The 12,276-nt window shown below is 40.5% G+C and carries 16 protein-coding genes and 2 pseudogenes; 3 read left to right on the top strand and 15 right to left on the bottom strand.

The annotated features are described in order from the left end of the window. Nucleotides 1-442: 442 nt before the first annotated feature. The 3 genes and pseudogenes from BMW61_RS20745 to yaaA all read right to left on the bottom strand — a co-directional run. The gene (locus BMW61_RS20745) at nt 443-973 is read right to left on the bottom strand and encodes a cysteine hydrolase family protein (RefSeq protein WP_091825825.1); all 531 of its coding nucleotides are present in this window, start codon (nt 971-973) and stop codon (nt 443-445) included. A 25-nt stretch (nt 974-998) separates the two neighbouring features. Beyond that, nucleotides 999-1,475 carry a GNAT family N-acetyltransferase gene (locus tag BMW61_RS20740; RefSeq protein ID WP_091825823.1) on the bottom strand — a complete coding sequence of 159 codons (477 nt, stop codon included), beginning with the start codon at nt 1,473-1,475 and terminating at the stop codon, nt 999-1,001. 53 nt (nt 1,476-1,528) lie between these two features. Next, nucleotides 1,529-1,724, bottom strand: a pseudogene (yaaA, locus tag BMW61_RS20735) (peroxide stress protein YaaA); the annotation flags it as partial. 250 nt (nt 1,725-1,974) lie between these two features. On the opposite strand from yaaA, the gene BMW61_RS20730 reads away from it, so the two are divergent. Both BMW61_RS20730 and BMW61_RS20725 read left to right on the top strand, forming a co-directional pair. Then, nucleotides 1,975-3,252, top strand: a complete 1,278-nt coding sequence (locus tag BMW61_RS20730) for an MFS transporter (protein WP_091825820.1) — start codon at nt 1,975-1,977, stop codon at nt 3,250-3,252. Continuing rightward, nucleotides 3,249-4,376: an ArsR/SmtB family transcription factor gene (locus tag BMW61_RS20725; RefSeq protein WP_091825817.1), complete on the top strand. Its 1,128-nt coding sequence runs from the start codon at nt 3,249-3,251 to the stop codon at nt 4,374-4,376. The genes BMW61_RS20730 and BMW61_RS20725 overlap by 4 nt, the downstream gene beginning before the upstream one ends. Before the next feature lie 73 nt (nt 4,377-4,449). Here the strand turns inward: BMW61_RS20725 and BMW61_RS20720 are convergent, their stop codons facing one another. The 3 genes from BMW61_RS20720 to BMW61_RS20710 form a co-directional block, all read right to left on the bottom strand. After that, nucleotides 4,450-4,776 (bottom strand): branched-chain amino acid transporter permease, encoded by a 327-nt coding sequence (locus BMW61_RS20720; RefSeq protein ID WP_330363286.1) that lies wholly within the window; start codon nt 4,774-4,776, stop codon nt 4,450-4,452. Further along, nucleotides 4,773-5,462 carry an AzlC family ABC transporter permease gene (locus tag BMW61_RS20715; RefSeq protein ID WP_242876857.1) on the bottom strand — a complete coding sequence of 230 codons (690 nt, stop codon included), beginning with the start codon at nt 5,460-5,462 and terminating at the stop codon, nt 4,773-4,775. The genes BMW61_RS20720 and BMW61_RS20715 overlap by 4 nt, the downstream gene beginning before the upstream one ends. Before the next feature lie 181 nt (nt 5,463-5,643). After that, nucleotides 5,644-6,759, bottom strand: coding sequence for a 5-methyltetrahydropteroyltriglutamate--homocysteine S-methyltransferase (locus BMW61_RS20710; protein ID WP_091825814.1), 1,116 nt, complete (start codon nt 6,757-6,759; stop codon nt 5,644-5,646). Between the two features lie 153 nt (nt 6,760-6,912). Between BMW61_RS20710 and BMW61_RS20705 the strand changes: the two genes are divergently transcribed. Continuing rightward, nucleotides 6,913-7,830: a LysR family transcriptional regulator gene (locus BMW61_RS20705; protein WP_091825811.1), complete on the top strand. Its 918-nt coding sequence runs from the start codon at nt 6,913-6,915 to the stop codon at nt 7,828-7,830. Here the strand turns inward: BMW61_RS20705 and BMW61_RS20700 are convergent. The 9 genes and pseudogenes from BMW61_RS20700 to BMW61_RS22220 form a co-directional block, all read right to left on the bottom strand. Then, entirely contained in the window at nt 7,802-7,999 is a 198-nt protein-coding gene (locus BMW61_RS20700; protein ID WP_091825808.1) for a hypothetical protein, read from the bottom strand. The genes BMW61_RS20705 and BMW61_RS20700 overlap by 29 nt on opposite strands. A gap of 14 nt (nt 8,000-8,013) precedes the next feature. Beyond that, nucleotides 8,014-8,241: a hypothetical protein gene (locus BMW61_RS20695; RefSeq protein WP_022763541.1), complete on the bottom strand. Its 228-nt coding sequence runs from the start codon at nt 8,239-8,241 to the stop codon at nt 8,014-8,016. 136 nt (nt 8,242-8,377) lie between these two features. Next, complete coding sequence (locus BMW61_RS20690) at nt 8,378-9,292, bottom strand: Fic family protein (protein ID WP_091825805.1); 915 nt, start codon at nt 9,290-9,292, stop codon at nt 8,378-8,380. Nucleotides 9,293-9,323: 31 nt separating this feature from the next. Beyond that, the gene (locus BMW61_RS20685; protein ID WP_091825803.1) at nt 9,324-9,824 is read right to left on the bottom strand and encodes a GNAT family N-acetyltransferase; all 501 of its coding nucleotides are present in this window, start codon (nt 9,822-9,824) and stop codon (nt 9,324-9,326) included. A 27-nt stretch (nt 9,825-9,851) separates the two neighbouring features. Continuing rightward, the gene (locus BMW61_RS22225) at nt 9,852-10,013 is read right to left on the bottom strand and encodes a hypothetical protein (protein WP_022763544.1); all 162 of its coding nucleotides are present in this window, start codon (nt 10,011-10,013) and stop codon (nt 9,852-9,854) included. 24 nt (nt 10,014-10,037) lie between these two features. Next, nucleotides 10,038-10,604 (bottom strand): HD domain-containing protein, encoded by a 567-nt coding sequence (locus tag BMW61_RS20680; RefSeq protein WP_022763571.1) that lies wholly within the window; start codon nt 10,602-10,604, stop codon nt 10,038-10,040. Then, nucleotides 10,513-11,094: a hypothetical protein gene (locus BMW61_RS22665; protein ID WP_242876856.1), complete on the bottom strand. Its 582-nt coding sequence runs from the start codon at nt 11,092-11,094 to the stop codon at nt 10,513-10,515. Before BMW61_RS22665 ends, BMW61_RS20680 begins: the two co-directional genes overlap by 92 nt. Nucleotides 11,095-11,134: 40 nt before the next feature. Next, nucleotides 11,135-11,368: an MptD family putative ECF transporter S component gene (locus BMW61_RS20670; RefSeq protein WP_091825801.1), complete on the bottom strand. Its 234-nt coding sequence runs from the start codon at nt 11,366-11,368 to the stop codon at nt 11,135-11,137. 284 nt (nt 11,369-11,652) lie between these two features. Continuing rightward, nucleotides 11,653-12,276: pseudogene (locus tag BMW61_RS22220) on the bottom strand (Fic family protein); the annotation flags it as partial.

Here is a 12,276-nt window from a genome sequence, read left to right as displayed (position 1 = left end):
GCAAAGCTTAGAGAGAAATACATCCAAAATCCGCCGGAAGGCATGTCGGCGAACGAAATCCGCGAGATGGACGATGAAGACCTTCTCGACATGGATTACTTTATGCACGAAGATGACGAATTCTTTGACGAGGTAGATTGGTAATTTATAGCCAATATACCTTTGCTTTGCGTGGCCCGGTCTTGCCGGGCCTTTTAATTCAAGGTTTCGCCGCCAAGGCGAAATTTCCTATTAAATAAAACAAAAAGCGCCGCTTCTGATATGTCTATCAGAAACAAGCGCTCTATGTCATCCACAATCATACCTTTTTCCTATAACCTCTCCCATCGCAACCGATATTATACTTGCAACAATCAGCATCATCAAGACAAATAAGAAATCTGGCAAATCCACTAAAACCAAAAAAGCAGGTAAATCACCGTCTTTTTCCCGTCTGTATAAACTATACCAGTTCCCCGATAAGCTTAATAGCTTCATCAACAGGAATGCAGCTCGCAAATCTTTCCGGCCACATCATCTCGTTGTAATACTTATAAGTAGTTTCACTATCCATGTAATCATTGTTGAAAGTAGAATTGGTTCCTTCGGGGATTATTACTCTGTATCCCCTTTCAAATGCTGATTTCACAGATGCATCAATACAAAAGTTAGTCTGCAATCCGACTATCATTAAGACTTTTACACCCGAGTCACTGAGATAATCTGCTAACTCGGCATTACCAAAACAGCTGTTTACTGTCTTTATAAAAATCTTCTCATTCTCCCTTGGAGCCACCTGATCAGCTATCTCAAAATCCTCATCACCGACAGAAAATCCTGTACCCGGACCGTCATCATGCTGAACATAAATAACCTCAACATCATTCTTCCTTGCAGCATCGATAATACTTGTCACATTCTTTATAAATCCGTCGAAATTATATAGTCTTTCGTCGGTAATTCCTTTTTGTATGTCTATAACAATAAGTTTCATAATATACCCCCATCTGCTCTGATTATCATAGCTCTTTCCTAAAGAATCTGTTCATGGTACTGTGAACTACCGCGTCAGGGCGCTCTATTTCTTTATACCCCTTCTTTTCATAGATATGAATTGCAGCCTGAAGATTGTCATGGGTCTCCAGATACGAAACTTTGTATCCCGCTTCTCGCATCCTCTCTTCAATAAAGTCTATCATTTCGTATCCAAGCCCTGATCCTTTTGCTGCATCCGTAAGATAGAGCTTCTGGAGTTCAGCGGTATCTTTCAGCGGTTCAAATCTGTCATATCCAATTCCACCGATGACCTCGCCATTATCGTTCTCGATGACAAAATATCTCCTATTATCATTGCCATAATAATCGCTAAGATGGTCCAATCCTGCGTCAAAATAGACTGTTCCCGGAATATCAAGATTAAACTGTTTAAGGTTGTCCCTGACAAGCGCAGCAACAGCAGCATTGTCGTCCTCTGTAATCTCTCTGAATTTATACATATTTTTGCAAAGCCTCATATCTTATTTTCTTACTGCTAATTTCGGATTCCCATTGCCTGCATTTCAAGCCTGTATGGTGTAACTCCGTCCATAGGTTTCAGCACACCATAAAAACCTGAAAGAATGCGACTTATTTCGGAGCCACTCAAGTATTTCCTCCGTCTGGTCAATAAATACCGGAAGTCCTATGTACTCAAGTTTATCTGTATCTACATTCATTTTCTTTGCAGGTGAAAGAATAATCCTCATCACAGTTCTTCAAACATTTTTTCAAAATCATCAGCTGATTTCACTTTTTCCATAAGATTCCCCTTCCCTAACAAACATAGTAATACTATAACAAAAAAATCAAGCCACTGTCTTCTTCTAGAATAGTGTATAGCAACTCATACATTAATAGACACTAATCTAATATTTATATTTGACACACATCGAATATTGTGATATTTTATATTCATCAAACATCTATTAGACAAATACCTAACCAAGGAGAACACATATGAAAGCAGAGATTCGTGAATTATTACAGAACAGAAACTATCGTAAGGACTTATCAGCAGAGATCATCAACCGCTTCGGAGATTCAGTGGATGCCATCGCGTCTTCATGGATCGTATATGAGATCACAGGTCAGGCCAGCTGGTCAGCTCTTATTTATGCCCTGAACCGCATCCCTACAATTATACTGACTCCCCTGGCAGGTCCCTGGGTTGAGCGCAAGAATAAGAAGATGATTATGGTGATCACAGATCTTATCAGAGCTATATGTGTAGGGCTCCTTGCAACAGGACTTCTCATGGGATTTCTGAATGCACCGATGATTGCGGTACTGAGCCTTGTGATCTCCAGTGCAGAGGCCTTCAGAGTTCCTGCTGGAACAGCTCTTTTCCCACAGATCGTTCCCGAGCATCTCTATGGCGAAGCCATGTCTATCAGCAAAGCTGCTTCCGGTACCGTTGAACTTGTAGGTACAGCCGTCGCTGCTGTAATAATCGCTCTTATCGGCAGCTCAGGTGCCATCTACGTTGACATGATAACCTTCATACTTTCAGCTCTTATAATCCTCTCCATGAAGCTTAAGGATGACAGTAACAAAAATGCAGAGCGTTTCAATGTTTCCGGATATATGAGGGATCTTAAGGACGGGTTTTTATACTGTGCCACCAAGAAAAGACTTGTTGCCATCACCATGATCATTCTTTTCTTAAACGGAATTCTGGTTCCATTGAACAGCCTTCAGACTCCTATGGTCAGCGAACTGCTTCATGGCGATGCATTCTTTCTGTCAGCCTTTGGCGCTACCTTCGTTGCCAGCATGCTTGTTGGTTCATTGATTTTCCCTATGATTTACAAGCGCTTAGATGCCAAAATGGTACTTGTAATGGTTTCAGTTGCTATTACCGCCGTATATTTCATCCTCGTTGCCGCATCACCGCTTTACACCAATCGTTACGTCGCTCTTGGTATCCTTGTTGTACTTACCGTGATTCTTGGCCTTTTTGTAACAATCGCTAACATGTTCCTTGGCGTTGAATCATATCGTATAATTGATAAAGAATATCTTGCAAGAACATCAAGCATCGGAAATGCCCTTGGGTCAGCCATCATGCCCGTAACTGCAGGACTTATCAGTGGTTTACTTAAGTTCTCAAATGTGGCACAGATATTTCTTGGCGCCGGGGTTGTGGCAATCGTGTTCTGCATCGTTCTTATTGCAAAAGGTAATCTTGAAGAACAGGAAACTACAGATAACGCAGACATGAGGGAGGCAGCATGAATCATTTTCATTTAGAAGTTCAGTACGTACATGAAAGTATTACATTACTTAATATGATTGCTCAGCCGGCAGGCTTTGAAACAGAATATATGAACAGGCTTGCCGCAAGATATGGCATCACGCCGGATGAGGAAGCAAAAAGATATGTGGAACTACTCCAGGAAATCGAAGACGCTGCCAGAGCAGAGTTTTCCAAGGATTCTGAGGATATTCGCTTTTTCTGCGGCATGCCAAAGCTTAGCGAAAGCATAATCTCCTTTGCCAATGTTCTGATGCTGGTAGGAAAAAGCGTCTGGCGGGAGAGCTCTGTCTCAAAATATTATGATGAACTTAAAGATCTTTCCGAAGCTGAATACAACAGAAATTTCTATGATGAGGTTAAGGCCTTTGGCTCCCGTACGGTTGATGAGGAGGCTGAAGACGAAATATCTGCCCTGGAGATATTTGATCTGATACAGCAGATGGATTTTTCCGATGCTGAAAAATTGCACCTGCAAAAGCTTTATATTCATCATAAGGAATACTGTGAGAAGTTTGCCTCACTTATGGAGCGTTCAGCCAAGGTTATTAAGAAGTTTGAAAAAAAACTTATTGCTAAGGGAAAACGGGTAGCTGAACACTTCGAGAGTCTCCTTAACGGGACATCAATGGCAGCATATATAATGAATGAATTCTATGGTGATCATGAAACCGGGAATAATTTTGAAGAATGTGATATCTATATCACTTATATAAAGGGTGTTTCAATGGGACTTTCCTTTAAGATGGCCCCTAAAGCGATAGTCAACATCGGGGCTATCTTTGATCCATCCATCAGGATTGAAGACGTTCTGAAAAACCAGGCCACCCTAGATGAAGACAAGGTGCTCCTGATGCTCAAGCTCCTCGCAGATAAGAGTAAATTTGAGATTTTGTCAGCTACAGTGGACAAGCCCGCATACGGTGCGCAACTGGCATCAATGCTGGGCCTTACCACTGCTACTATATCTCACCACACCTCAGCTCTCCTTGATCAGAATCTGCTGACTCTGGATAAGGTAGACACTAAGATATACTACCGTGCTAACCCCGATATGATCCGTACCTTGATTAACTTTGTAAAAAAGGAATTATTGCACGAATGAATTCCGCCTGAGCACCAGCTATTATTCCATTATCAAATCAAAATATTTAGAAATATTTAAAAAGCTCACTTTATCACATGCATCTTAACATAATCATATACGCAGCAGTTCCGACTATAATGCTGATAAATGTATTGTGCTTCCTCTTATAACTTGCTACAACAACAGCAACTGCAATAATCCCGGGAATTCCTATTCCGATAGGGTTACTCTTCGCCCCTTTCAGGCAGTATACGATAAGCACAGCCATGATTGCTGATGGAAGAATCTGTCCAAGGCGCTGCATCCATTCCGGCATACTGCGTCCGCCTCTGAAAAGAACAAATGGCAGCGCCCTAAGTCCAAAGGTGATTAGCGCTGACATTACTATTGCCAATAAAATATACCATGGTCTCATCATTCTACTGCCACCTGCTTTCTTGAGTTATACCAAACTAGCAGCATTGAAACAATGATAAGAGCCGGAAGCATAAACTGATTCTCTCCAAATATTAAGAGGCTGATAATTCCCACAGCCAGTCCAGCCAATGCAGGTTTATGAGTATCTGCCTTTTCCCACTGATCTATAAAAATGATTACAAACAATGCCGTCATAGAGAAATCAATGCCTTCCAATGAAAACGGAATTATCTGCCCCAGGACTCCGCCAATAACAGCTCCTGTCATCCAATAGCAACGTGATAAGAACGCCACCCAGAACATAACCTGCTTCTTCTCTGCATCTTTTAACTCCAACGTGCAGTTCACAGCATATGTCTCATCGGTCATAGTATGGATCATGTACGGCTTTTTCCATCCCATACTACTGAACTCATCAACAAACGACAGGCTATAAAAAGTCTGCCTACTGTTCATGAAAAGAGCTGTTATCATTATCGTAAGTATTGATGCTCCCGCCGAAAGCAACGTAGTCAAAACAAACTGAAAAGCTCCAGTATATACAGACAGGCTGACAAGGAGAGAGTAATACCATTCAAACCCCGACTCTTCCATCAGGATTCCATAGGCCATACTCACAAAAAGATAACTGCACATGATTGGTATTGACTTTATAAACGCATATTTAAAGAGCTGTTTCTTATCCACCTATTTACAATTCCTTCTTGAAAATCTATTCACAAAGTCTATCAGCTCATAGCCAAGTCCTGAGCCTTTGCTGTATCTAAACAAAACACTATAGTCACAGAGAAAGTATAGTATCTGCATTTGCATACTATGTCAATAGGCTTTTGTGATAAAAATATTATTTTCCATTAGTACCACATCCCTATCCCCAAACTTCTTCAGCAATTTCTCTCACAAGCCTGAGTTTTGCCCACTGTTCTTCTTCTGTAAGTTTATTGCCAATCTCACAGGAAGCAAATCCACACTGTGGACTCAGACAAAGCCTTTCCAAAGGAACATACTTTGCCGCTTCATGTATCCTCTCTATGACTTTCTGCTTGTTCTCAAGCTTCGGTGTCTTTGTCGTGATAAGGCCCAGAACTACCTTCTTGTCATCAGAAACCTTTGAAAGAGGAGCAAATCCACCTGATCTCTCATCATCATACTCGAGGAAAAGTGCATTCACATTCTCTTTTGCAAATACATAATCCGCAACTGTATCATAAGGACCGCTGGTAAAATACGTTGAATGATAGTTACCTCTGCAGATATGAGAGTTGATAACCATATCTTCCGGTTTCTCCTCCAGAGCCAGGTTATTTACTCTTAAAAGCTGCTCTTTTACCTCCTTCAGATCTATTCCAAGAGATTTGTATCTCTGCTTAGCTGCATCACCAACGATGGCTCCCCATGTGCAGTCATCCATCTGGAGATTTCGACATCCGGCATCATAGAACTGCTTTATCACATCACCATATCCCTTTGCTATATCTTCGATAAGCTCATCATTTGTAGGATAGAACTTTCTTGTGGTCTCGTAATTAGCCGGTACGATCATCTGCTGGAAAGTCTGTGCAGGTGCAGGAATTGTGTATTTTGCTACAGTATTCTCATCCTCAAACTGCTTAAGGAATTTAAAATATTCTACGAAAGGATGGGGCTTTGCCTTAATCTTTCCAACAAGATAGGTATCATCAAGGACAGCCAGCTCATCATTAAATTTAACACCGTTGCCGGTAGCCTTGTGCTCCACGCCTTCAAATCCCCACATGAAATCAAGGTGCCAGAAGCTCCTTCTGAACTCTCCATCTGTTATCACATGAAAGCCCAGCTCCTTCTGCTTTGCCACAACCTTAGTGATCTCATCATTTATAACCGCATCCAGTTCCTCTTTACTGATTTTTCCTTCAGCGAACGCTACTTTTGCGCCTTTAAGTGCTTTGGGTCTTAAGAAACTCCCAACAAAATCATATCTGAATGGTGTCTGTAAACTGCTCATTTTCTACTCTCCTCTCCATCTCAATACTTTTCTCAAATCGTATTCCTATCAAAGCAGTCGGTAAAATATATATTTCGTTGGGTTGACGATAGTTTTTATCTATGGAGGCATGCTATAATTTAATAAATTCTATCAATAAGAGGTTCACCCAAAATGACTTTAAAGCAGTTACAATACGCCGTCACAGTTGCAGACACCGGCAATATTACAGAAGCATCAAGAAGACTCTTTATTTCACAGCCCAGCCTTACTTCTGCGATACATGAGCTTGAGAACGAGTATGGTATTACACTCTTTACACGTTCCAACAAAGGAATTGAGTTGACTCCAGACGGTGACGAGTTCGTTGGTTATGCACGGCAGGTACTGGAGCAGGCTGCACTTATAGATGAACGCTACGCAGGACAGTCTTCCGGAAAACAGCGCTTTTGTGTGTCATCCCAGCACTATTCATTTGTTGTTGAAGCTTTCGTGGAATTATTGAAGAAATATGGAAAAGACAAGTACGAGTTTCACATGCGTGAAACCCAGACCTATGACATAATTGAAGATGTAGCTCACTTGCGCAGCGAAATCGGCATTCTGTATCTCAACCGTTTTAACGAGACAATAATTAAAAAGGCTCTGCGGGACAATGGCCTGATCTTTGAACCACTATTTACCGCAAAGCCTCATGTGTTCATTGGAAAAAACAATCCTCTCGCCCAAAAGAGTTCAATCACCCCGGCAGATCTTACTCCATTTCCGCGTCTTTCCTATGAGCAGGGAAGCCATAACTCCTTTTACTTCTCTGAGGAAATACTAAGTACTATGGATTGTGATAAGGAGCTGGTTGTCTGTGACCGCGCCACCCTCTTCAACCTGCTGATTGGTCTTAACGGATATACTATCTGCAGTGGTGTAATCAGTGAGGAACTGAATGGCCCAAACATCATCGCCAAGCCCTTATATGTAGATGACTATATGGAAATAGGTTATATCCTCCCGGCTGCAATCCGCCCATCACAACTCACCACAAATTATATAGAAATACTAAAAGAACTCACTTATAGTCAGCCGACACTTCTATAAAAGACCTGTTACCATTGATGTAATCTGTATATGCCGTCTCAGCGTCTTTTCCATGGAACACCTTACAAAGTCCGCACATATCGCAATCTGCAATACATGGAAACCTCTCTTTTATATATGCTCTACGTTCTTCAGTTGTAGAGTCTTTTATCTCAGGTGCATTTACCATAAGTACATATCCTCTCAATGAATCTGCCTGTCCTGGCGATATTTTTCCATGTATTCCATGTTTATCTCGCGGATTTCCTTTTTGCCATCAATATAGTCCTGATAAATATCCCAGGGACTTCCCCCGCCAAGCCAGCAAGATGAGCAATTCTCGCAGCCGCCACCGCAATCGAGAGAGTTTTTCACAATCTGCTCCCTCTCTTCTCTTGTTGTATCCTTGATCAGAATTGATTTTCTTTCCATTAGCACCGCCCTCCTTAGGCTAATGATGCCTATTCACTCCTTGTATTCCGGTTCCCCACTGCTTATAAAATGTATGTTTCCTGCTTTCCTCCCACAAACGGTAGCTTTCTTCAAATTTTCCGTTCCATATACTATCTCAATCATGCTCAATTTCGAGTAAATCAAGAAGCTTTACAAATATATCCTGTCCATCAAGACAAGTATCTATGAGCCATCCTTTTTCATTTCTCCATTCCTTGAGCCCTCTGTAGTAGTAGTTCTTCTTGGAATCCTCAATGATGAATGGCACAATATTGTGTCTAAGGCATTCCTTTAATGCTACAAGCCTTCCTACCCTTCCGTTTCCGTCCTGGAATGGATGAATATATTCAAACTCAGCATGAAGTGCTATTATATCTTCTACTGTTACATTCTTTTTTAAATTATACTCTTTAAGAAGTGCCTCCATATGCTTATGCACTTCAGATGGTTTCGAAGTCTCTCTGCCCCCTACGACATTTGCACGTTTTTTATAATCTCCAACCTCAAACCATGACAAAGTTGAATACTTTGTATCATGCTTTATTATGTAGTGAAGCCTTTTGATTATATCCTCTGAAAGTTCTTCCTCTGCTATATCTATTACATAATCAATTGCGCGGAAGTGATGCACTGTTTCAAGAATATCATCAACAGGAACGCCAACGCCGATATCAACTGTATCAGTTTCGAAGATATGCCTTGTCTGATCTTCTGAAAGCTTACTTCCTTCGATATGATTGGAATTATATGTCACTCTTACCTGTAGCTCATGATAGAGCCCTCCAGGAAGCTTTATATCTTTTTCCTCACGAAGCAACTGCAAGATTTTATTATCTGAAACACTTTTCATTAAAAAGTCCGGATCTTTTCCGAGATATGCTGCTATCTTTTTTATGCTTCTTGGCGACAACTTCTCACCCTTTGCAATTTTAGCCACAGTTCTTGTAGACAGACCAAGCTCAGTTGAAAGCTCAGTCTTACCAATTCCTCTTTCCTTTAGTGCATTTTCCAAACCTTCATATGAGATCATATTGTACTTCCCTCCATAATCTTTACTTATTTTATCTTTTGGTTTCTAAAAAGTAAAGATTATGATAGTACGGACAGATATTCTCGTAATGCCCGTCTTTCATTCTGAATCCATCTGGAATTGTTCCCAACTGCACAAAGCCTAATCGCTCATATAAGTGTCTCGCATGCACATTACTCTCAACTACAGCATTAAACTGCAATACTCGAAAACCGAGTTCTTTACCTTTTGAAAGACAGTCGATTACCATTTTCTCTCCAATATGTAACCCACGACTCTTTGAGCTTACCGCATAGCTGGCATTACAAATATGCCCACATCTACCAACATTATTCGGATGCAAAATATATAATCCAACAATATTTCCATCGTCATCAGCCACTCCTGTATAGCTCTGCGACTCAAAGAACTCTTTCCCAGACACAGCATCAAGAAAATCTTCCTGAGGAAATGCCATTCCCTCTTCAACCACCTCATTCCAAATGTCTATCATCTGCTGAAGGTCTTTTTCTTCATACTCACGAATTATCATTTTAAGCGCTCCTTGTCCCTGGATTAGTCATACATTTGCGTTAGCCGCATTGTATCCGTTTTCAAATTTCCTGCCATTATCATATGTCTCAATCTCAGATGCTGATAAATCGCCTTTTCCGTCATAACGATAAAACCGTCCGCCTTCAGCTATAAACTCCAAAATACAGTAATCTTCATCTTTTGTCATGTTTTTACCCCCGTAACCAGCATATTACTGTCCTTCCCTCTCGATCTTTTCTAATGTATCTTCAAGAATTGCTTTCCTCAGCTGTGTAAGCCATTCCGAAAAAGAAACTGTATCAAACGCATATGTCTTATTGAGCTCATACTCATTTTCAGACCATGTATCAATTGGGGACTCGTTATGTTGAATCAGGGCCTCCAGCTTATCCAATGACTTGTATAGCTTAGCCTCCTTAGTTTCTTGTGCATCCATCTCTTTATAAAGAGCAGCTATCTCCCCAGATAGTTCCTCTGGGAGAGATTTAACCCACTGGTTCAAAAGAGAATCTTCAACCTCTCTATCGGAATCAGTCTTTATAAATGTCGGAATGTCGCCGGTAAAACACTCCCCAAGATCATGAATGAGGCACATATCCACAACTTTATTGATATCTATATCTGCAAACTCATGTTTAAGAAGAAATGCCATGAGCGAAATCCGCCAACTGTGCTCTGCCACACTCTCAGTTCTTCTTTTCGATGTAGTACAATGACGAGGCGTATCTTTCAGTCTCTCTGCAACATGTAAAATCTCTAAATACTCCCTTGCGTTCATACAAGCTCCTCCTTGTTATCAACTCTTCTTGCTCTTTATTACAAGTACAACCCCCGCAACCACCACTGTTCCGATAAGTACTGCTATTATTCCCAACAAAACAGATGATTTCTTCATACGTCCAAACACTTCCTAAATCTATCATTTCAGACAACTTATGAATAATCATACCTTTTTTCAGACAAAAATAATAGCCCCGGACAATTCCAGAGCCATGCCAGAACGTGGTAGCTCCTGCAATCTTCGCACATACTGTAAGGATTACCGTAAACATCAACACACCACAGGATTTTGCCACTATTACATTCTTTGATTTACCAGATACATCCACCTTCTCATGAGTCTTGAAATATTCCTCCTGAATATCCGGTGGATAATTATGAATGCATTCCGGGCTGTACATCCTATCGCCATGATAAACAGCAAATAAAACCGTTGTAAAAATCGCAGCAAATACTATCGCTTCAATTACAAATACGTACCAAACCATAGCTTACGCCCTTCCTATTGCTCAAAAGAAACCATTATCTTCATTTCAAACTATCCGCCTGCTTTTTCATTACCTTCTCAGCAATTATCATTCCTAGAATCGCTACAGGTATCACAAATACAAGCGCAATAATAAGTCCTGGTGTATTAGCTATTACAGGCTCCATCATATCTGCATACCCTTCTGGCATCTCTTCTACTGCAGCCTGCAACGAACCTGCGGTATCGGTCCACCAGTGAGCTGAATATGCATAAAAAGATTTTCCTCCATTTATGAAATCCCATGTTTACATCTCTGCAATTTCATGATACTACTTTCTGTTAGTTATAGCTAACTATATTTCAAATAGAATGCCCTACACACGCAGAGCATCCGTTACCTTTATCTATCCAACACCTTATTCATATTCTGCAGAGCCCTCAGCTGATTGAGCGCAACATCCCTGAACATAGGATTATGGAAGCTGATCAGATTGCGCTGGATGCCCTTTATATAAGAAAAAGCCCTGAATATATGCCTTTTATTGACATATATAAGAGCCCTTTTCTTCACATTTATTTACTTTTTGAAAAGGTATTTACCTTTTCCCTTTCCCTTCATAGGATATATAATTTCCATATCAAGCATCCGCTTAATCAAAGCTGATGCCGGAGATGCTGTGATAGATAGTGTTTCCATCACTTCCGATCTTCCAAAAAATGATTCATATCCATATTTTTTAAACAAACTGATAATATTATTCTTTGTTTTGTTTCCTATCTCCTCCGGGATATGAATGTCCTGTTTTTGTTCCTCAATGTCCTGTTTTTTATCACCAATGTCCTGTTTTGCTTTCTCAATGTCCTGTTTTTCGAAATATCCACTGATATGCATATTTCTGTTATGCAGTTCATTATGCTCACCAAGTAAAAGATTTCGCATAAATGATTCCAAATACTCCGTAGTAGCATGTACTCCCTTTGAATAATCGTTGTAATTTGCCCTTACAAGCGCATTTCTAAAGTACCATGCATTCTCAGCAAATATTTCGTTAGTAACATCAAATCCCATTGTCCTCAGATATTTGATAAAGAAAACAGCGGTTGTTCTTGTATTCCCCTCCCCAAAAGCATGTATTTGCCATAGGTTAGCGACGAATCTCGAAAGATGTCTGATATCATCTCTGATATTATCATAAGAATA

Source organism: Butyrivibrio sp. ob235, from assembly GCF_900109475.1.
Taxonomy (GTDB): domain Bacteria; phylum Bacillota; class Clostridia; order Lachnospirales; family Lachnospiraceae; genus Butyrivibrio.
The sequence above is the reverse complement of the archived record's forward strand: the minus strand, read 5'-3'. Positions and strand labels throughout refer to the sequence as shown.

Coding starts and splice junctions, on each gene's coding strand:
- BMW61_RS20745 (WP_091825825.1), bottom strand. CDS start 973: ATGAAACTTATTGTTATAGACATACAAAAAGGAATTACCGACGAAAGA.
- BMW61_RS22665 (WP_242876856.1), bottom strand. CDS start 11,094: ATGGTTTGGTACGTATTTGTAATTGAAGCGATAGTATTTGCTGCGATT.
- BMW61_RS22225 (WP_022763544.1), bottom strand. CDS start 10,013: ATGACAAAAGATGAAGATTACTGTATTTTGGAGTTTATAGCTGAAGGC.
- BMW61_RS20710 (WP_091825814.1), bottom strand. CDS start 6,759: ATGAGCAGTTTACAGACACCATTCAGATATGATTTTGTTGGGAGTTTC.
- BMW61_RS20705 (WP_091825811.1), top strand. CDS start 6,913: ATGACTTTAAAGCAGTTACAATACGCCGTCACAGTTGCAGACACCGGC.
- BMW61_RS20740 (WP_091825823.1), bottom strand. CDS start 1,475: ATGTATAAATTCAGAGAGATTACAGAGGACGACAATGCTGCTGTTGCT.
- BMW61_RS20720 (WP_330363286.1), bottom strand. CDS start 4,776: ATGATGAGACCATGGTATATTTTATTGGCAATAGTAATGTCAGCGCTA.
- BMW61_RS20680 (WP_022763571.1), bottom strand. CDS start 10,604: ATGAACGCAAGGGAGTATTTAGAGATTTTACATGTTGCAGAGAGACTG.
- BMW61_RS20695 (WP_022763541.1), bottom strand. CDS start 8,241: ATGGAAAGAAAATCAATTCTGATCAAGGATACAACAAGAGAAGAGAGG.
- BMW61_RS20690 (WP_091825805.1), bottom strand. CDS start 9,292: ATGATCTCATATGAAGGTTTGGAAAATGCACTAAAGGAAAGAGGAATT.
- BMW61_RS20725 (WP_091825817.1), top strand. CDS start 3,249: ATGAATCATTTTCATTTAGAAGTTCAGTACGTACATGAAAGTATTACA.
- BMW61_RS20730 (WP_091825820.1), top strand. CDS start 1,975: ATGAAAGCAGAGATTCGTGAATTATTACAGAACAGAAACTATCGTAAG.
- BMW61_RS20700 (WP_091825808.1), bottom strand. CDS start 7,999: ATGGTAAATGCACCTGAGATAAAAGACTCTACAACTGAAGAACGTAGA.
- BMW61_RS20685 (WP_091825803.1), bottom strand. CDS start 9,824: ATGATAATTCGTGAGTATGAAGAAAAAGACCTTCAGCAGATGATAGAC.